The sequence below is a fragment of the Methylobacterium sp. Leaf469 genome (assembly GCF_001424745.1).
Lineage (GTDB): Bacteria > Pseudomonadota > Alphaproteobacteria > Rhizobiales > Beijerinckiaceae > Methylobacterium.
This window is the reverse complement of record NZ_LMRE01000015.1, coordinates 16,219-34,713: the sequence shown is the minus strand read 5'-3', so window position 1 is coordinate 34,713 and position 18,495 is coordinate 16,219. Positions and strand designations below refer to the sequence as shown.

Below are 18,495 nucleotides of genomic sequence, written 5' to 3'. Positions count from 1 at the left end.
GAACTTCTTCTGGATGTCGGGGACGAAGAACGTCCAGCCGTACTGGAGGTTGGCGATCATCACCATGCAGATGACGCCGATCACGAGCTGGCCCCAGCGATATCCATCGCCGACGCGTTCGACCTTACTTGGTTCTACCCTGGTCATGACGATCCTCCCGATTGATGTTCTGGTGATTTGGGGCTGCGCCGAGGACCCTGGGACGACCCTGGATCTTGGCCGCGCAGTCCGGACGCCTGTCCCGACGCCGTCTGGTATTTGGAATACCAAGGTTGCGCGGCCGGTCGGCGCCGTCAAGAGTAGGCGCAACAAAATTCGATTTTGCGCCGCACCATGTCTTACGACCACTGCGAATTACATCGCTACATCTATGTGCGGCTCGCAGGCCGCAGTAAAAAATGGTATTCGAGATGCGCCGAGCGCATGCCGTTTCGGATCCGGCCGACGCGCGCATTCCGGCCCGCGCCTTTGGCTGTCGAAACCGGAACGATGGTGCTGGTTTCATCCCCTGCTGCGAAAATATGTGGCCATCGGCACAGGTATTGTGCATACCAGTGTGGTCGAAGCAGCCCGGCGGAGGATTCGCGGCCGTGGATATCAGCGATTCGAACGGTCGCGGCGCGGCCCTCCAGTACATTTGCATGGACCGGACCGTGCGCGATGCCATGCGCCTCCTGGCGCGCCCTGGCACCGAGGCCCTCGTGGTGATCGACGGGCGGCGCGCGGCCGAGGGCGCCATCATCGGCCTCCTGACGGAACGGGACCTGTTCCGGGCGGTGACGACCCACGGTATAGATGTGTTCGACGCCCTGGTGTGGACCCTGGCGAAGACCGATTTCGCCACGGTGGCGGTGGGCGCCGGCCCGCAGGAGCGTCTCGCGGCGTTCTGCGCGCACCGCACCGATCAGGTCGCGGTGATGGACGGTTTCGCCCTGCGCGCCATCGAGACCATCTGGGATTGCCTCGCGGTCCCGCCCGACCGGACGAAAGGATGCGCCGCCCCATAGGCGAACCGCCTCTCCCGGGGCAGATCGTGTCGGCCAGGCAAGCCGTCCTGCTGCGACAACCGGTTTTCGTGCGGACCGCCAAGCTCTTCCGAAAGATTTCACGGCCTTGTCGCAGGGCCGAAGAAGTCTTGCGCTGCACCAATGACAGTCGCCAGCGTAAGACAACCGGTTTCGTGCGATCCGTGTTGACCCGACATCGGAATGAATACAAAACGATCGGGCGGATCACGGATCGGTGAGGCCGGACCGCGATCGAGACGGCACCGCCCCGAAGGGGGCCAGGGCACCATGCGGGCACGTCGGCCCGCTCCAAGGGGAACACCATGCGGTATCTCGCGATCCTCGAATGTCCCGTGATCTTCAGCGGCGAGAACCAGTACGGGATGACCAGCATGGACATGTGCCCGTCCGTGGGCATCACGCGCGGGCTCGTCAGCCGGCACGTGAAGGTTGTCGATGCACGGGTTATCGTCGTCAGCATCTGGGACAGCGAGTTCTGCGCCAAGCTGTTCTTCGATCCGGCCTGGTACGAGAAGGCTGGGATCCTGTGGGGCGACCTCTACCAGCTGCGCCTCGACGAAATCGAAGAGGCCCGCGTCGCCTGAACACTCCGGGGTGGACGGTTTCAGGGAACGGGACGCCCGATCGCCCATCGATCCCGGGCGCCGGGATGGCAGCGCCGCGCGGCGCCCTGCGTTCTTTCCTTACTGTCCCTACGATCGGCATGCCGTGTAAGCGCCATGCCCCTGGCACATATCGGAACCCCACCCGGGGTTAACGACCGGCCATGGTTGCACGTGGTAACGGTCCGACAGCCTATTCCTGTCGATACGGCGACGTGCGTTTGGTGCGATTTCAGTGTCGCGTCCATGATTGCGGTCGCGCAACGCGTGGTTTTCCATGTTGTCGCGGCGGCGGGACGGGTCGCCGCGATCGAAAGCCATTCCATGGACGTGACGACAACCAACGAACCGACCGATCTCGACGGATTGCGTGCCGTCCTCGATGCGGCGTGCGTCGTCGGGACCTGGGGTTGGGACCATGCCCGCGGCGTCGTCACCTACGACGAGGGCGCGGCGCGGTTGCTGACGGGCAAGCCCGAGCTCGCCGGGTGCGAGCTCAGCGGCCCCGGCGCCCTCGCCCTCGTCCATCCGGGCGACATGACCTGGCTGATGGAACACATGCTCCGGGCCGTGCGCGCCGGCGGCGTGGTCCTGGCCGAGTACCGGGTGTTCCAGGCCGACGGCTCGGTCCGCTGGCTGCTCAGCCGAGGCCGGACCTACCACGATTCCGCAGGCCGGCCGGAGCGGTCGCACGGCATCCTCATCGACATCACAGAGATGCGCGACGGCGGCGAGCGCTACGTCCTCGGCACGGCCCCGACCCAGGCGGATTCCCTGGCGCAGGCGGCGGATCTCGCCATCTCGCTCAAGCACGCGCTGAAGTTCGATGCCCCGCCGGAGGTGGTCGAGGCCGCCAACCTGCTCCTGCTCAGCCTCGGCCGCGCCATCGCGCGGACGAACGACCGGTACTGGCAGTAGGTCTGTGCGGAATCCCGACCCTCAGTCGAGGTAGTCGCCGTAGATCTCGACGTGACGGGCGAGGCCGAGGCCATGCTCGCGCACGAGGCGCTCGGACAGGTCGGCGTCGCGGGCCTCCAGGGCCTGGATGATCGCAACGTGCTCCTTGATGGAGTTGGCGGCGCGGTCGCCCTGGCGCAGGGCCGCGTTGCGGATGCCGCGCACGTGCATCAGCAGGTTGCTGGTGATGTCCCGGATCACGTCGCACTGACCGAGCGAGATGATCTTCTGGTGGAAGCGGATGTTCGCGTCCGAATATTCGTCGAGATGATCCGACGGGCGACCCTCGTAGAATTCGGGGAAGTGCTCGCGCAGGCAGGCGAGCTGCTCGTCCGTCGCCCGGGTGCAGGCGAGGCGGGCGGCCATGCTCTCCAGGGCCGACCAGGCCTGAATCATCGCCACGATCTCACGCTTCGTCTTCTTGATCACGAACACGCCGCGCCGCGATTCGAAGCGCACGAAGCCCTCCTGCTCGAGTACCGTCAGCGCCTCGCGCACGGGGGTGCGACTGACCCCGAGGTTGAGGGACAGCTTGCGCTCGTCGAGGCGCACCTCCTCCTTCTGGTCGTAGATGTTCATGTTGGTGATGGCTTCTTTCAGCGCATCGTAGGCCAGCGCGCGCAAGCTCGACGTTGCGGCGATGGGTTTGACTTCGAACATGTCGGAACTGACCATCTTCGCCCCGGAAGGTGTGGGAGTGATGCCCTCGACCGGGCCGGCTCTGCCTCGACCATGCCAAATTTGGCCTTGTCAGACAAGGATTTGAGCGGAGGCGGGGCGCGCGATCCCAAGCCGAATCAAGATCGCCGTCGCCCGGAACCGAATCGGTCGCCCGACCAGCCCCGCGGCGCGGCGATCACGCCCGGACGGCCGCCGAGCCCTTCGGACTACCGGCGACCCGACCGCCAGGCAAGGTTCGCGACCCGCGTTGCTTGACGACTGGTATTTGGTATGCCAACGTTTGTGAACTGGCAAACAGCAACGCCGCAATCCGTCGCGCCAGACGCTTTCCACACCCGACGCCGACGCCATCGGTGTCCCGATCCCGTCCCTCGCCGCGTCGCCGGCGTGGTGTGCGGGCTCGCGTGACCGCGGCCGGACCCGTCCGTCCGGTCGCCGGAAGACGAACCCAAGAACAACTCCAGGAGGAAACCATGTCCGCCTTAGCCCAGCGCATCGTCGAGGATCACGCCGCCGTCGAGCCCGAGATCACGGACGGGTTCCACCTCGTCATCGACGCCCTGAAGCTCAACGACATCAACACCATCTACGGTGTGCCGGGCATCCCGATCACCGATCTCGGCCGCCTCGCTCAGGCCGCCGGCATGCGGGTCATCTCGTTCCGCCACGAGCAGCACGCGGGCAACGCCGCCGCCATCGCGGGCTTCCTCACGCAGAAGCCCGGCATCTGCCTCACGGTCTCGGCCCCCGGCTTCCTCAACGGCCTGACGGCGCTGGCCAACGCCACCACCAATTGCTTCCCGATGATCCTGATCTCGGGCTCGTCCGAGCGCGAGATCGTCGACCTGCAACAGGGCGATTACGAGGAGATGGACCAGCTCGCCATCGCCAAGCCCCTATGCAAGGCCGCTTTCCGCGTGCTGCACGCCGCCGATATCGGCATCGCGGTCGCGCGCGCCATCCGGGCCGCCGTGTCCGGCCGGCCCGGCGGCGTCTACCTCGACCTCCCGGCCAAGCTCTTCAGCCAGACCATGGACGCGGAGGCCGGCGCCAAGTCCCTCGTCAAGGTCATCGACCCGGCCCCGGCGCAGCTGCCCGCCCCCGACGCCATCAAGCGCGCCCTCGACGTGCTCAGACAAGCCAAGCGCCCCCTCATCGTGCTCGGCAAGGGCGCCGCCTACGCCCAGGCCGACGACGCGATCCGCGACCTCGTCGAGCGCAGCGGCATTCCCTACGTGCCCATGAGCATGGCGAAGGGCCTGCTCCCCGACACCCACGCCCAGTCGGCGGGCGCGGCGCGCTCCCTCGTCCTGAAGGAGGCCGACGTCGTCCTTCTCGTCGGCGCGCGGCTCAACTGGCTGCTGTCCCACGGCAAGGGCAAGACCTGGGGGGCGCCCGGCTCGAAGAAGTTCATCCAGATCGACATCGAGCCCCGGGAAATGGATTCCAACGTCGAGATCGTCGCGCCCGTGGTCGGCGACATCGCCTCCTGCGTCGCCGCCCTCCTCGACGGCATGGGCCAGGGCTGGGCGCCGCCCCCCGCTGCCTGGACCGACGCCATCGCGGCCAAGCGCGACGAGAATCTCGCCAAGATGGCGGGCAAGCTGCGCAAGAACGCGGCGCCGATGGATTTTCACGGAGCCTTGGGTGCGCTCAAGACCATCATCCAGCAGCGGCCCGATGCGATCCTGGTCAACGAGGGCGCCAACACCCTCGATCTCGCCCGCGGGATCATCGACATGCACAAGCCGCGCAAGCGCCTCGATGTCGGCACCTGGGGCATCATGGGCATCGGCATGGGCTACGCCATCGCGGCGGCCGTCGAGACCGGCCACCCGGTGCTGGCGGTGGAGGGCGACTCGGCCTTCGGCTTCTCCGGCATGGAGGTCGAGACCATCTGTCGGTACAACCTGCCGATCTGCATCGTGGTGTTCAACAACAACGGCATCTATCGCGGCACCGACATCGACCCGACGGGCCGCGATCCGGCCACCACGGTCTTCGTGGCGGATTCGCGCTACGACCGGATGATGGAGGCCTTCGGGGGCGTCGGTGTCCACGCGACGACGCCGGACGAGCTGTCCCAGGCCGTCAACGCCGCCATGGATTCCGGCCGTCCGACCCTCATCAACGCGGTCATCGACCCGGCCGCCGGCACCGAGAGCGGCAACATCGGCAGCCTCAACCCGCAGAGCACGGTCCGCAAGAAGCCGGCCTGATCCGCTCGGCGTGAGCCTTCGCGTTTCGACGTGAAGCGCGACGCGCTCCCTCTCCTGGAAGGAGAGGGTCGGGGTGAGGTGTGGGACCTTTTCGGAAAGTTCGCACACCTCACCCTGTCCCTCTCCTTTCAGCAGAGCGGACCCGAGTCACCCGTAGGCTGTGTGAGGGCCGTCCCCTCGGATTGATCGGCCCTCCGCGATCAAGCGACCCGAGTCGATGGATCAGCGTCCGGCGTCATGTCGCCTCAATCACCCGGTGAGACCATGAAAGCGCTCGAAAACGTAAAAATCCTCGACTTCACCCATGTCCAGTCGGGGCCGACCTGCACGCAGTTGCTGGCCTGGTTCGGCGCGGACGTGATCAAGGTGGAGCGGCCCGGAGCCGGGGATGCGACGCGCGATCAGCTTCAGGATCTGCCCGACGTGGACAGCCTGTACTTCACCATGCTGAACCACAACAAGCGCTCCATCACTCTCGACACCAAGACGCCCGAGGGCGTCGAGGTGCTGTGGCGGCTGGTGGCCGAGTGCGACGTGTTGGTGGAGAACTTCGCGCCGGGCGCGCTCGCTCGCATGGGCCTGACCTGGGAGACGATCCACGCCGCCAACCCGCGCATGATTCTCGCCTCCGTGAAGGGGTTCGGGCCGGGGTCTTACTCGGAGTGCAAGGTCTACGAGAACGTCGCCCAGTGCGTCGGCGGCGCGGCTTCGACCACGGGGTTCCGCACGGGGACGCCCATGGTGACGGGGGCGCAGATCGGCGATTCCGGCACGGGCCTGCATCTGGCGCTGGGCATCGTCACCGCCCTGTACCAGCGCACCCATTCGGGCCTCGGCCAGCGGGTGGACTGCGCCATGCAGGATTCGGTGCTCAACCTGTGCCGGGTCAAGCTGCGCGATCAGCAGCGCCTCGAGCGCGGGCCCCTGCGGGAATACAGTCAGTTCGGGGAGGGCATCCCGTTCGGCGATGCCGTGCCGCGGGCCGGCAACGATTCCGGGGGCGGCCAGCCGGGGCGCATCCTGAAGTGCAAGGGCTGGGAGACCGATCCCAACGCGTACCTCTACTTCATCACGCAGGGGCCGGTCTGGGAAAAGATCTGCGACGTCATCGGCGAACCGGACTGGAAGACCCACCCGGACTACGCGACGGCCAAGGCCCGCTTGCCGCACCTGAACGAGATCTTCACCCGCATCGAGGCCTGGACCATGGCCAAGACCAAGTTCGAGGCCATGGAGATCCTCAACGCCCTGCACATTCCGTGCGGGCCGATCCTCTCCATGAAGGAGATCGCGGAGGATCCGGGCCTGCGCGCCGCCGGAACCGTGGTGGAGGTCGATCACCCGACGCGGGGGCCGTACCTCACCGTCGGCAATCCCATCAAGCTCTCGGCGAGTCCGACCGAGGTGACGCGCTCGCCGCTTCTGGGCGAGCACACGGACGAGATTCTTCGCGATGTGCTGGGCTACTCGGCCGTCGAATGCCTCGCCCTGTCGCGATCCGGCGCCATCGGCGCCCCCGTGGGGATCGCCGCCGAGTAGGGCTTCGTGTCGTCTGAGTTTTCAGGCGATCCCGGCGAAACGGCCGGCGGTGGTGGCTGCGGCGGCGTGATCGGCGGTGCTGCGGGTGCCGGTCTCGGGCGACAGGCGATCGGCGGCCTTGACGACGAGGAGAACCTGAAGGGCGATGAGGCTGACGGTCGAGATGATGACGGTGGTGAGCATGGCGGGTCCCCTCGGGTGATGTTGCAGCGCTTCTATGCCATGGTGCAGCGCAAATTGGTATATCACATTTCTAACACCAGCATTGTCCGGTGAGCATGGCTTGAGCCCGAAGGTCGTTCCGGTCCGGGCGGGGCGCAGGCCTTCCGGTGGGCGAGGCCCCGATTCCGGTGGCGAACAGTCCGGTTCGATGACGGTTTCTCGCTGGGCCCGGGCCATGACGCGACCCGACCCTGACGGCGCAGCGGTTCGATGGTTCGCCCGGTCGGGACCGGCCGCATGACGCCTCGGCACGCGGCGTGATAGGGGCCGGACGCGGGCGCAGCGTCTTGCGAGCGCCCGAGCCATCGTCCGAGCGGAGTGACGGGATGACCTCCAGAATGGTGCGGCGCACGCGGATGGCTGGGTTTGGAGCCCGGGTTCCGGTCTGCCTCGTCCTGCTGCTGGCCGGCCTCGCGGTCCCGGCGGACGAAGCGCGGGCGGATTCCAACGAATGCCGGCGGGTTCCGGCGCTCTCCGAAGGTCCGGCCCCGACCCTCGGGCGCATCACCGCCGCGGGCCGGACCGCGTTCCTCAAGGACGGGCTGGCTCAGGACGGCTGTCCCGAGGCGGGGGCGGCCTGCCGCGAGCGGGCCTATCTGGTGGCCGGCGACGGCGTGATCCTGACGGATCGGCGCGGGTCCCATGTCTGCGCCACCTACCCGGGTGCCCGGGACGGGGCCGACCGGACCGGGTGGCTGCCCGCCGCGGCCGTCGCCGACGAACCCGCAGGTGCCCTCACCCCGGAGGGCTGGTCCGGCACCTGGACGAAGGCGGAGGCCGAGATCCGCCTCGCGGCCGGCGTCAAACCCGGCACCGTCGCGGTGAAGGGCGACGCCACCTGGGGCATGGGCGACCCCGAGCGAATGCGGCGCGGCGGCGTCCACACCGGCGAGATCGAGGGCGAGGTCACCCCGGCGGGCGACGCCGCGCGCTTCGCCATGGGCGAGGGCGGCAGCGTGCCGGTGGAGACGGCCGACGCGTACACCTGCAAGGTGTGGCTGCGGCGCCTCGGCCCCTGGCTCGTCGTCGACGACAACCTCGCCTGCGGCGGCGCCAACGTTACCTTCCGGGGCGTCTACCGGCGGAGGCCGTGATTCTTCGGGGTCTCCCAGCCGCGCTGTTCGGCATTCTCCTGGCGATCGGTCCGGGGGCTTGCGCCCCCGAGCGCCCGCCCACGGTTCCGGAGATCGAGGCGTTCCTCGGCGTCGCCCTGCCGCCCAGCCACCGCGACCTCCACGCGGTGAACGAGGCGGGGATCGACCGGCTGATGCGCCTCGGCTTCGACGCGCCGGCGGCGGATGCGGACGCCTTCGCGACCCGGCTCGTGCCCGACGGTCTCGCGCCCGGCCTCGATCCAGGCCTGCTCATCCTGGGGACGGGCCTCCCGGGGTGGCCCGCCGCCTGGCCGAAGGGCAGTGCCGGTGGCGAGACCCTGATCCCGGGCCGGCGCAGCCGGAAAGTCGTCGTCGCCCCCGCGGGCCCGGGGCGGCGCCGGGTCTGGGTCGCGGTGTTCACCCTGTGAGACCCGATCGCCTGCGTCTTGCGATTCTCGTTCCGCTCCTGCTGGCGCCCGGGCGGAGAACTTCGCCGATGGCGGCCATGCGCGGTACGTCGTCGGGTGCCGAAAGGTGAAGAGGGCGCCGGGCGGCTTCCGCCCCGATGCCGCCTGTCCCTCCGTCGCCGATGCCGCGCGGCCGGGGCGGTTCGCTCCGCCGGACGATGCGGACCGCGTCTTCCTGCTCGAACGGCGACCGCGCGGATTGCGCCGGGCGGCCGTGACCGCCGGGCGCATCAGGCCGGTGGCGTCTGGAGGACGAGGCCGACCACCACCAGAGCGCCGAGTACCAGCATCGGGATCGAGTAGTACTGCATCGGTATCCAGAACAGGGTGTGCTTTCGGACCAACAGGACGCGCTGCCCCGTGCGTGCGTTGATCATCTCCCGGCCGGGCCGGCCGTTGAGGCGCTTGCCCAGGACCCAGTTCGCGCTCGCTCCGACCAGCCACGCCAGCACGAGGCCGGTGGGCGCGGGGATGCCGACCCTGGGCAACTGGAGATCGAGAAGCACGCCGCCCGCGAAGGCGATAGCGGCGATGAGGGCGCTGAGGACGCCCCAGCCGGACCAGATGATCATCGGTGTCTTCTCCACGCGGGACTGCGCGCGTGGTGGCCCCCGGCCGCTCGCCCTTCGATCCCCGCGCCCCCCTCTTGAGGCGTGCAGAGACGGTTTCGCCCGATCGATCCCGAAAAGTCGAGGGCCTCGATCGGCCCGATGCCCGGTGGCGGGGCCCGATGCCTCCCGCTGGACGGAAAGCCGGGGATCAGCGCCGGGCGAGGCTGGCCGGGCCGGTGACGGAGGGAGAGGGGGCGGCCGAGTTCGTGGCTTCCTTGTAGATCGGCACGATGACGCGCAGCCAGCCGCGGGTCTCCCGCCCGCCGTAATTGCGCTCGACCACGTCCTGCGTGACGTAGGCCTGCAGGTTCACCGGCCCAAAATTGTACCCGACGAGCCCGCCCACCGCGATCTGGCCCTGACGCCGATAGCCGGGAAAGCGCGTCGGCAGGTCGGACGAGCCGAAGGCCACGGGGCCGATCTCCCACTTGCCGAACTTCTTCGTCGCCGTGAGATCGAGGTTGAGATAGTCGGGATAGACCCCGCCCTGGGGCGAGATCGGGTCGAGATAGATGCCGTAGAGCAGGTTCGCCGTGAGATTCCAGCCGTCGCCCGAATAGGTCGCGGCGAAGCGGTGGCTCAGCGAGGCGTTCTGGATCACGAACCGGGTCTCGACGGGGTGGTAGCCGCCGAACAGGTAGCTGACGCCGAAATTGTCGGAGAGCTTCCAGGCGAGCTGGGCGGCCATCAGCGGCACGCCGATGCCGCTTTGGTAGGGCGCGCCGCGCGCGCTCGCCGCCACCACGGGCTGGATCACCACGAGGTTCAGCCGGGCGCCGAACAGGCTCCAGGGCGTCGCCCACAGGAAGGTCGGCAGGTTGATGTTGGATTCGGAACCGAGGGGGCGCGTATCCCGCACGCCGAAGCTAGAGGTGTTCACGAAGTAGAGGCCGACGGGCAACTGCGCCCCGACGGGAAGGCCGACGGTCTGGCCGGGCTGCGCCGCGGATGCGGCCTCGGCGGCGCCGGAACCGAGACCGAGGACGCCCGCGACGAGCGCCGCGCTGCCGGACCGTGCCGTCCGTCGCAGATGGGCCGTTCCGAGCCGGCGGGCGGCCTTGCGGATTCTGCCGATCATTCGTCGCCTCTTCGGGGCCGTCCGCGGCACGGAATGCGCCGCGGCCGAACGAGCCCTCGGTAGAGTTGACGGGCCGACCGCCGTGTTTCGTCCGGTCTGCCCACGCGTCGAGCGCCCCCTGTCGCCCGGATGTCACAGATCGCTCCGGGCGCCGATCGACCGTCCCGCGGTCGCGCCCGGGTCAGGCGGCCCGTACGGTGCCGAGGAAGCGAGCCACCTCGGCGTCGAGGTGTTCGGACTGGCGCGAGAGTTCGGAGGCCGCCGACAGAACCTGGCTCGCCGCCGCCCCGGTCTCCTCGGAGGCGCGCGCCACGCCGGCGATGTTGTGCGTGACCTCGCTCGTGCCCGTGGAGGCCTGGGCGACGTTGCGCACGATCTCCTGCGTCGCGGCACCCTGTTCCTCGACGGCGGCCGCGATGGAGGCGGCGACCTCGTTGATCTCGCGGATGCGCGTGGTGATGGAGCCGATGGCCGCCACCGCCTGGCCCGTCACCCCCTGGATCTGGGTGATCTGGCTGCCGATCTCCTCCGTGGCCCGCGCGGTCTGGGAGGCGAGCTCCTTCACCTCCGTGGCGACGACGGCGAAGCCCCGCCCGGCCTCGCCGGCGCGGGCCGCCTCGATGGTGGCGTTGAGGGCGAGCAGGTTGGTCTGGCTCGCGATGTTGGCGATCAACCCGACCATGTCGCCGATCCGGGCCGAGGCCTGGCTCAGGGCCTGGACGAGCTGCATGGTCTGGTCCGCTTCGCCCACCGCCATCTGGGCGAGGCCGGAGGAGCCGGAGACCTGGCGCCCGATCTCCTGCACGGAGGAGCCGAGCTCCTCGGCGGCGGCCGCCACGGTCTGGACGTTGGCGGCGGCCTCGCCGGCCGCGACCGCGACCGTCGTCGATTGGTTCGCCGTCTCCGACGCCGTGACGGTCATGGTCTGGGCCGTCGCCTGAAGCTCAGTGGCCGAGGACGAGACCATCCCGACGATGCCCCCGACGGCGTGCTCGAAGGCGTCGGCCATCTGGCGCATGCCGGCCTTGCGCTGCGCCTCGGCATCAAGGCGTGCCTGCGCGGTCTCGGCTTCCAGGGCGCGGGCGCGGAGCATGTTGTCCTTGAAGACCTGCACGGCGCCCGCCATGGCGCCGATCTCGTCGCGCCGCCCGACGGCCGGGATCTCCGTCGCGGCGTCGCCACCGGCGAGCCGACCCATCGCGGCCGTCATGCGGCCGAGGGGGCGGCTGATCGACAGGACCAGCATCACCACGGCGCCGAGGGCGAGGATCGCCGCGCCGACGAGGAAGCCGAGCATCTGCGTCCGCGCGGTCTCGTAGGCGGTCTGGGCCTCGACGCCGCTCGAGGCCGCCGCCGACATCTCGGACTCGACGAGCTTGTTCAGGGTGGCGACGATGGCCCGGATGGCGTCGGACAGGGTGGAATTGTACTGCTCCTGCGCGGCTTCGACGTCGCCGCGCTCTGCGAGGCGGAACCCTTCGGTCTGCTGCGCGAGATAGGCCGCCCATTGGCGCTCGAAGCTCGCGTACAGGTCGCGCGTCGCCGGGGCCTGGATCAGGCCAGCATAGCGCGACCGGACGCCGTCGAGTTCGGCCAGGCGCTGCTGGATCGCGCTCAGGGCCTCGGTCTTCTGCTGCGCCGTGCGCGCCGAGAGCACGCGATTGCCGTTGACGCGGATCCGCAGGGTCGCGGCCTGGATTCCGCCGAGCGCCTGTGTTGCCGGAAGCCGCGTCGCCCGCATCTCCGTCGCCGCCCGGTTGATGGTCTCGATCTGGAAGTAGGCCAAGCCCGCCAGGGCGCAGATCAGCGCAAGCATGACGGAGAAGCAGGCAATCAATTTGCCCCGTATCGACGTAAGAATGGTCACTGACATAACTCTTTGATGTTGAAAGCGGATTTTAGCGGCCGACCCCTTGTACCGGGGAGAGACGAAAGCAGGGTTAACGGGTGATGCCCCGACCAAACGTTTCCGAACGTGATCGACACCCGTACTTCGCGGTGCGCAGGGCTATACAATGCGAAATTCATCATCTTTCTGGTATTCGCAATCAATCGAAAACTTTCACCTTCTCGACCGCATTTCGGATTACGAACATATTCGTTGCGCATACCACAGCCGTGGATTGGTGCGCGGAGTCTAACCCAGGTGATTTCGGACCATCATGGCTTTCCATAGCCTTATGGGGCTGGAGATCATCCAGTCGATCTCGTCGGTTCTTGATGTTCCCCCGATCACAGCCGACGAGGTCGTCCGTCTGGAATACGGGTATCGCGATGCCGGGCATGTCTTCCGCACCGACGATGTATTGGACCACTGGCGGAAGACGTGACGTGCAGGGTCGGGGCGGCCATCGCCCAGGATCGGTCCCGTGCGAGAAGCCCTCATCTCACATCTGAGGGATCTGGAGCTTCGCGCACGGCGTGAATGCATCGAACAGGATGTCATTCACGTGGTCGCTTCGGGTCGTAACGTCCTGGGGGATCGACACGAGATCACCTCGGCGAACACGGTAATCCGATAGACATCCATCGGATCGATCGCGCGGAAGGCTGGGTCGCCGCGCGCTCGATCGCGGGGAAAACCGCGAACTCAGCGGGCATCACGGCAATCGCGGCCGTGCGATGAGAGCGCGTGACGGCTGTGCCAGTCCGCGCGCCGTACGAATCGCTTCGGTGCTGTCACCCGAACGCAGACCTGTCCGTGCGGCTTGGTGAGGTCCGGCGGCTTGGCGAAGTCCGGCGGCTTGGCGAAGTCCGGCGGCTTGGCGAAGTCCGGCGGCTTGGCGAAGTCCGGCGGCTTGGTGAAGTCCGGCGGCTTTGCGAAGTCCGTGCGTTCAGGCCAGCCGGGGGCGATACGCATCGGTTCCGCGATCGCGCGGTGGACGGGACTTCCACGAGCGAAGCGCCGACCGCATCGGCGAGGACGAAACCGCAGAGCAATGAACCGATCCCCTCGGGCGCGAATGGCGCGGTCCTGCCGGGAAACGCAGCGGAAGCCTACAGGTAGGCCTGGTCGCGATGGAACAGGTCGACTGCATCCGGCGCGAGGCCGCGCGGTGTGTGCAGGTGGACGCGCGGAAGTGGACCTGGGGTCGAGGCGCGGGCGGGCTCACGGCGGCCAAACCGTATGGATCGTATCCGAAAGGGCGGGACTTCTAACGTAAGTTGGTGTGAGCCGATCTCACATAGGTTAGATGCGACATCGTGTTCGGTTTGGCACCCGGATCTCACCCGGGAACGAAGGACCGGACGATGAACTATCCGCTTATCGTCAAGCTGGAACAGTTCGAGCACTTGGACGACGAAGAGCGCAGTGCGCTTCTTGCTCTGACCGACGGGCGAATGCTTCACTACGAGCCCCGGTCGGACATCATCCGCGAGGGTGAAGACCCACGGGTCGTGCGCCTGGTCCTTTCGGGTTGGGCCTGCCGCTATAAGCAGCTTCCGGATGGCTGCCGCCAGATCGTGGCTTTCTTTCTGCCCGGCGACCTGTGTGACCACAACGTCTTCGTGCTGTCCGCGATGGACCACTCGATCGGCACGCTCACCGCCGTGACGCTGATCGAGATCGCGCCGGCGGCGTTCGAGGCCATGATGTCCGCACGCCCGCAGGTGACGCGGGCCTTGTGGTGGGAATCGCTGGTGAATGCGGGGACCCAGAGGGAATGGATCCTCAACCTCGGCGGACGCGACGCCCTGGAGCGGCTGGCCCATCTATTCTGCGAATTGTTCCATCGCCTGCGCGGCATCGGGCAGACGCAGGACGCCAGCTACGACATGCCCCTGACTCAATCGGACCTCGCCGAGGTCACCGGCCTGACACCCGTGCACGTCAACCGGACCTTGCAGACGTTGCGACAGCGCGGACTCCTGACGCTGAAAGGGCGCCGGTTGACCATCCTCAATCGGCCGGGACTGGAGCGGTTGGCGTTGTTCAATCCCAACTACCTGCACCTCGAACGGGTCGGCGCGCGCCAGGACGCGTGAGACGCCGGGACCGCCGCCAGATCATGCGATCCGGACGACGATGCTTCGAATGGTGAAACTCGACACTTTCAATATCAGCGCTTTCCAGTTCTCATGCTTGGATGTCGTGGTCGAATATTGTCATGTTGTATCGTTCATTGGAAATTTGCGTAGACTTGGGTATCCAAGACGACGATACCGGTACGGTCTGTGAGGACATTCGCCGCAAACCGTCTGGCCGCCCATAACCGCTTCCCGTCGATCGCGCACGACGAAATTCCGCGCGACGGCGACCGCCGGACGATCGCCGTGCTGGTGACCGACGAGGATGGGTGGCCAATCCACGGAGCGACGTTGAAGTACGCCGGGTTGTGGTTGTCGCGATGACCGGGCGGCACCGTTTCATGGGCGCGGGCGATCTCACGGGTCCGGCGCCCGGCCGCTGGTCCCGCGTGATTTCCCCGCGGGAGACCGGACGGCGTCGATCGACCCGGCGCCGGTCTTCGCGGCGCGGTCCGTTCAATACCCCAGCGCGCAGCCGTCCTTGCGGGGGTCGGAGCCCGCCGTGAGGGTGCCGGCGGCGTGGTCGATCCAGATGATCTGGCCGCCGCCGATGGGCTGGGCCGCGGCGAGCGGGGTGTGGCCGCGGGCGGCGAGGCCCGCCGCGAGGCCGGGGCCGAAGCCGGGCTCGAGTTCGAGGCCGCCGCCGTAGGCGAAGCTGCGGGGCGCGTCCAAGGCCTCCTGTACGTCGAGGCCGCGGTCGAGGAGGCCGGTGAGCAGCTCGACGTGGCCCATGGCCTGGTAATGCCCGCCCATGACGCCGAACGGCGCCACCGCGCGGCCGTCGCGCATGAGCATGCCCGGGATGATGGTGTGCATCGGGCGCTTCTTCGGCCCGATGGTGTTGGGGTGGCCGGGCTCGACCCGGAAGGACAGGCCGCGATTGTGCAGGAGTACGCCGCTCTCCGGCGCGGTGATGCCGGTGCCGAAGGGCTGGAAGATCGAGTTGATGAGCGAGATGGCGTTGCCGTCGCGGTCGACCACGCAGAGGTAAATCGTGTCGGTGTGGGCGATCTCGGGCCAGATCACGGGGCTTTGCGCCCGGCCCATGTTGATGGCGCCCCGCGCCCGCGCGTGCCACGCCTGAGAAAGCAGGTGATCCACCGGCACGGCGGCGAGCACCGGATCGGCGAACAGGGCATCGCGGTGGTGATAGGCCTGCTTGCACGCCTCGGCGAACAGGTGGACCCGGTCGAGCTCGGACAGGGCACCGACATCGTCGGCGCCGAGCATGTTGAGCATCATCAGCACGGCGAGGCCCTGGCCGCTCGGCGGGCATTCGTACACGTCGTAGCCGCGATAGCGCGTGGTGATCGGGGTGACGATCTCAGGCGCGGCGGCGGCGAAATCCTCCAGGGTGTGGAGGCCGCCCAAGGCCCGCAGGCGGTCGACCATGTCGCGGGCCACGGGGCCCTCGTAGAAACCGCGCGCGCCGTCCCCGGCGATGCGCCGCAGGGTGGCGGCGAGGCGCAGGTTGCGCATGCGCGTGCCCGCCTTCGGCGCCGCGCCGCCGGGCAGGAAGAGCGCGGCCGAGACCGGATCGGCAGCGACCCGCGCGGCGTTGCGGGCCCAGTCGAAGGCGACGCGGGGCTGCACCGGATAGCCGTCCTCCGCGTAGGCGATGGCCGGCCGCAGCAGCGCGGCGAGGTCGCGCGTGCCGTGATCGGCGAGCAGGCGGCTCCAGGCGGCGACGGCGCCCGGCACCGTCACCGCATGGGGGGAGGTGGGCTCGATGGCGACGCCGTGCTCGAGGTACCACGCATCGTGCGCCGCCGCCGGGCTGCGGCCCGAGCCGTTGAGGGCGATGGGGACGGAGGCGCCCTTCGGGGCGTACAGGGCGAAGCAGTCGCCGCCGATGCCGGTCATCAGCGGATCGACGACGCATTGCACCGCCACCGCCGCGATGGCGGCGTCGACGGCATTGCCCCCGGCCCGAAGGGTCTCGACGGCCACCAGGGAGGCGAGGGGGTGCGAGGTCGCGACGGCGGCCGCGCCGGCATGGACCGGGGAACGCCCGGGCCGGGCGAAATCTCTCATGGGCCAGTCCTCTTCTCGGGCGCGTGCACGGGCAAATTCTCTGGCGAGTCCCTCAGGCAAATCCCTTACCAGGATGGCGCCGGAGGTCGAGGGCCGTCGGTCGCGGGTCCGGCGACGCGGTTCACGGCGGCCTCGGCGGCGAGCCCGATCAGGGCGCCGACCGCCACGTCGGCCGGATAATGCGCCCCGCGCAACACCTGCGCCACCACGATGAGGCCGGCCCCCGCCTGGACCGCGCCGCCCGCCTCCGGACACGCCCGGGCAACGGCGCGCGCCACCGCGACGCTCACCGCCGCATGCCCCGACGGGAAGGATTGCCACGGCCCGTCGTTGGGGCCGAGCCAGCCGCGGGCATAGGTGTTCTCCTCCATCAGGACGTTCGGCCGGGTGCGATGGACGAGGCGCTTGAGGGTGGTCTTCGTCAGGCTCGCCAGGAGGCCCGCCCCGAGCATGTGCCGGCCCGTCGCCGCCAGCCGGGCGTCGCCGCGCGCAGCGCCCACGGCCCAGGTCGCGGCCGAGACCGCGAACAGCACCTCCCAGGCGCCGACTTCGCTCAGGCTCCCGAGGGTGCGGACCGCCCGATGGTCCTTGGCCGTGGCGAGGCCGACGCCGAGGGCGATGTCGGCGGCCTCCCCCGGCAGCAGCCGGGTGTCGCGGGTCCGGGCCGGGGTTCTCTTACGGTCAAGCATGCGTCTCAACGCGGCCGGGGTGCTTCCGTTCGACGGGTCCCTGCGGCGCGAGAGTGCCTGCGTCCCGGGAGTACCTGCGTCCCGTAAGTCCCTGCGTCACAGGGTGCGGCGCGCGGCGCGCCCTACATGGCCGCGCGACAGGGGGCCGTCCGAAGCGCCCCCGCCAGCGGAAAGCACCGGACCCATTATGCAGCCCGATACCATGCAGCCCGGCACCAATCCCGACCCGCGCGAAGCCGGCCCCCGGCCGCCGTTTCCCGGTGACCAGCAGCAGGAGCGCCCCGGCCTCACCACGAAGATGGACCCGACGCCCGACCACGGCGAGACGAGCTACGTCGGCAAGGGCCTCCTCACCGACCGGGTCGCCCTCATCACCGGCGGCGATTCCGGCATCGGCCGCGCGGTCGCCATCGCGTATGCCCGGGAGGGCGCCGACGTCGCCATCGCCTACCTGCCCGTCGAGCAGTCCGACGCCGAGGACACCGCCGCCTGGGTGCGCAAGTCCGGCCGCCGCGCGATCCTCGTCCCGGGCGACCTGCGCGATCCCGCCTATTGCCGTGCCCTCGTCGCCCGGACGGTCGCGGAGTACGGCCGCCTCGACATCCTGGTGAACAACGCCGCCGCCCAGGTGGTCAACGAAGGTCTGGACGATCTGACGGAGGCCGACATCGAGGGCTCGTTCCGGGCCAACGTGTTCGCGATGATGTACCTCGCCCAGGCCGCCGTGCCGCACATGAAGCCGGGCGGCGCCATCGTGAATTCCACGAGCCAGCAGGCCAAGGTCGCCACGAAGTCGATGCTGATCTACGCGGCCACCAAGGGCGCCATCGCCAGCCTGACCATCGGCCTGTCGAACCTCCTCGCGCCCCAGGGCATCCGGGTGAACTGCGTCGCCCCCGGCCCGGTCTGGACGCCGATCCAGCCCATCGTGAAGGGGCCGGACGAGATCGCGTCGCTCGGTGCCGACACGCCGCTCGGCCGCGCCGGCCAGCCGGCCGAACTCGCCCCCGCCTACGTGCTCCTCGCCTCCCGCGAGGGCAGCTACATGAGCGGTGCCCTCGTGCCGGTGACGGGTGGCGTGCCGATGTACTGACCGCCCGGTGCGCGGACCGGCGCAGCCCGTGGTGTGACGGAGCGCGCCACCGTTCCATTCGGCCCTGCGCCGTTCCACGCCGCAGGGGCCAGAACGGCATGCGCCGGTCCGTGCCGGGGAGCCTTCCCTGTCACTATCGCGAGAAAACGCCC

19 protein-coding genes and 1 pseudogene are annotated in these 18,495 nt (G+C 68.8%); 11 read left to right on the top strand and 9 right to left on the bottom strand.

All coding sequences use genetic code 11. The features are described from left to right. A pseudogene (locus tag ASG60_RS23455) lies at positions 1-147 on the bottom strand (oxalate/formate MFS antiporter); the annotation flags it as partial. A gap of 443 nt (positions 148-590) precedes the next feature. Between ASG60_RS23455 and ASG60_RS10520 the strand changes: the two are divergent. The 3 genes from ASG60_RS10520 to ASG60_RS10510 all read left to right on the top strand — a co-directional run bounded on the left by ASG60_RS10520 (position 591) and on the right by ASG60_RS10510 (position 2,548). Next, a complete protein-coding gene (locus ASG60_RS10520) occupies positions 591-1,007 on the top strand; it encodes a CBS domain-containing protein (protein ID WP_244476634.1) in 417 nt (138 codons plus the stop codon). Positions 1,008-1,330: 323 nt separating this feature from the next. Continuing rightward, entirely contained in the window at positions 1,331-1,612 is a 282-nt protein-coding gene (locus tag ASG60_RS10515; RefSeq protein ID WP_056169483.1) for a hypothetical protein, read from the top strand. 342 nt (positions 1,613-1,954) lie between these two features. After that, a complete protein-coding gene (locus ASG60_RS10510; protein ID WP_056169480.1) occupies positions 1,955-2,548 on the top strand; it encodes a PAS domain-containing protein in 594 nt (197 codons plus the stop codon). 21 nt (positions 2,549-2,569) lie between these two features. On the opposite strand, the gene ASG60_RS10505 is transcribed toward ASG60_RS10510, so the two are convergent. Beyond that, entirely contained in the window at positions 2,570-3,262 is a 693-nt protein-coding gene (locus ASG60_RS10505; RefSeq protein WP_056169477.1) for a GntR family transcriptional regulator, read from the bottom strand. A 479-nt stretch (positions 3,263-3,741) separates the two neighbouring features. On the opposite strand from ASG60_RS10505, the gene oxc reads away from it, so the two are divergent. Together oxc and frc are read left to right on the top strand one after the other, a co-directional pair. Next, on the top strand, positions 3,742-5,487 hold the full coding sequence (oxc, locus tag ASG60_RS10500; protein WP_056385456.1) for an oxalyl-CoA decarboxylase: 1,746 nt from the start codon (positions 3,742-3,744) through the stop codon (positions 5,485-5,487). Positions 5,488-5,751: 264 nt separating this feature from the next. Beyond that, the gene (gene frc, locus ASG60_RS10495) at positions 5,752-7,026 is read left to right on the top strand and encodes a formyl-CoA transferase (protein WP_056385455.1); all 1,275 of its coding nucleotides are present in this window, start codon (positions 5,752-5,754) and stop codon (positions 7,024-7,026) included. 21 nt (positions 7,027-7,047) lie between these two features. Here frc and ASG60_RS22630 read toward each other — a convergent pair whose 3' ends face one another. Next, a complete protein-coding gene (locus tag ASG60_RS22630; protein WP_156368987.1) occupies positions 7,048-7,209 on the bottom strand; it encodes a hypothetical protein in 162 nt (53 codons plus the stop codon). Between the two features lie 365 nt (positions 7,210-7,574). Between ASG60_RS22630 and ASG60_RS10490 the strand changes: the two genes are divergently transcribed. After that, entirely contained in the window at positions 7,575-8,342 is a 768-nt protein-coding gene (locus ASG60_RS10490; protein ID WP_244476633.1) for a hypothetical protein, read from the top strand. Beyond that, a complete protein-coding gene (locus tag ASG60_RS10485) occupies positions 8,339-8,770 on the top strand; it encodes a hypothetical protein (RefSeq protein ID WP_056385452.1) in 432 nt (143 codons plus the stop codon). Before ASG60_RS10490 ends, ASG60_RS10485 begins: the two co-directional genes overlap by 4 nt. A 269-nt stretch (positions 8,771-9,039) precedes the next feature. Here ASG60_RS10485 and ASG60_RS10480 read toward each other — a convergent pair whose 3' ends face one another. From ASG60_RS10480 to ASG60_RS10470, 3 genes are all read right to left on the bottom strand, one after another. Next, a complete protein-coding gene (locus ASG60_RS10480; RefSeq protein ID WP_056385450.1) occupies positions 9,040-9,381 on the bottom strand; it encodes a hypothetical protein in 342 nt (113 codons plus the stop codon). A gap of 187 nt (positions 9,382-9,568) precedes the next feature. Continuing rightward, entirely contained in the window at positions 9,569-10,498 is a 930-nt protein-coding gene (locus ASG60_RS10475) for a transporter (RefSeq protein ID WP_082531703.1), read from the bottom strand. A 181-nt stretch (positions 10,499-10,679) separates the two neighbouring features. Continuing rightward, positions 10,680-12,371 carry a methyl-accepting chemotaxis protein gene (locus ASG60_RS10470; RefSeq protein WP_056385448.1) on the bottom strand — a complete coding sequence of 564 codons (1,692 nt, stop codon included), beginning with the start codon at positions 12,369-12,371 and terminating at the stop codon, positions 10,680-10,682. A gap of 289 nt (positions 12,372-12,660) precedes the next feature. Between ASG60_RS10470 and ASG60_RS22625 the strand changes: the two genes are divergently transcribed. Continuing rightward, positions 12,661-12,828, top strand: a complete 168-nt coding sequence (locus ASG60_RS22625) for a hypothetical protein (RefSeq protein ID WP_156398856.1) — start codon at positions 12,661-12,663, stop codon at positions 12,826-12,828. 260 nt (positions 12,829-13,088) lie between these two features. Here the strand turns inward: ASG60_RS22625 and ASG60_RS10465 are convergent, their stop codons facing one another. Continuing rightward, complete coding sequence (locus tag ASG60_RS10465; protein ID WP_056385446.1) at positions 13,089-13,358, bottom strand: hypothetical protein; 270 nt, start codon at positions 13,356-13,358, stop codon at positions 13,089-13,091. Between the two features lie 392 nt (positions 13,359-13,750). On the opposite strand from ASG60_RS10465, the gene ASG60_RS10460 reads away from it, so the two are divergent. Together ASG60_RS10460 and ASG60_RS22620 are read left to right on the top strand one after the other, a co-directional pair. Then, positions 13,751-14,485, top strand: coding sequence for a Crp/Fnr family transcriptional regulator (locus ASG60_RS10460; protein WP_056385444.1), 735 nt, complete (start codon positions 13,751-13,753; stop codon positions 14,483-14,485). A gap of 189 nt (positions 14,486-14,674) precedes the next feature. Then, on the top strand, positions 14,675-14,851 hold the full coding sequence (locus ASG60_RS22620; protein ID WP_156368985.1) for a hypothetical protein: 177 nt from the start codon (positions 14,675-14,677) through the stop codon (positions 14,849-14,851). A gap of 132 nt (positions 14,852-14,983) precedes the next feature. Here ASG60_RS22620 and ASG60_RS10455 read toward each other — a convergent pair whose 3' ends face one another. Both ASG60_RS10455 and ASG60_RS10450 read right to left on the bottom strand, forming a co-directional pair. After that, the gene (locus ASG60_RS10455; RefSeq protein WP_056305376.1) at positions 14,984-16,561 is read right to left on the bottom strand and encodes a gamma-glutamyltransferase family protein; all 1,578 of its coding nucleotides are present in this window, start codon (positions 16,559-16,561) and stop codon (positions 14,984-14,986) included. A 65-nt stretch (positions 16,562-16,626) separates the two neighbouring features. Next, positions 16,627-17,250, bottom strand: a complete 624-nt coding sequence (locus ASG60_RS10450) for a phosphatase PAP2 family protein (protein WP_056385442.1) — start codon at positions 17,248-17,250, stop codon at positions 16,627-16,629. A gap of 187 nt (positions 17,251-17,437) precedes the next feature. Between ASG60_RS10450 and ASG60_RS10445 the strand changes: the two genes are divergently transcribed. Next, entirely contained in the window at positions 17,438-18,343 is a 906-nt protein-coding gene (locus tag ASG60_RS10445; RefSeq protein WP_274533781.1) for an SDR family oxidoreductase, read from the top strand. Positions 18,344-18,495 lie beyond the last annotated feature (152 nt).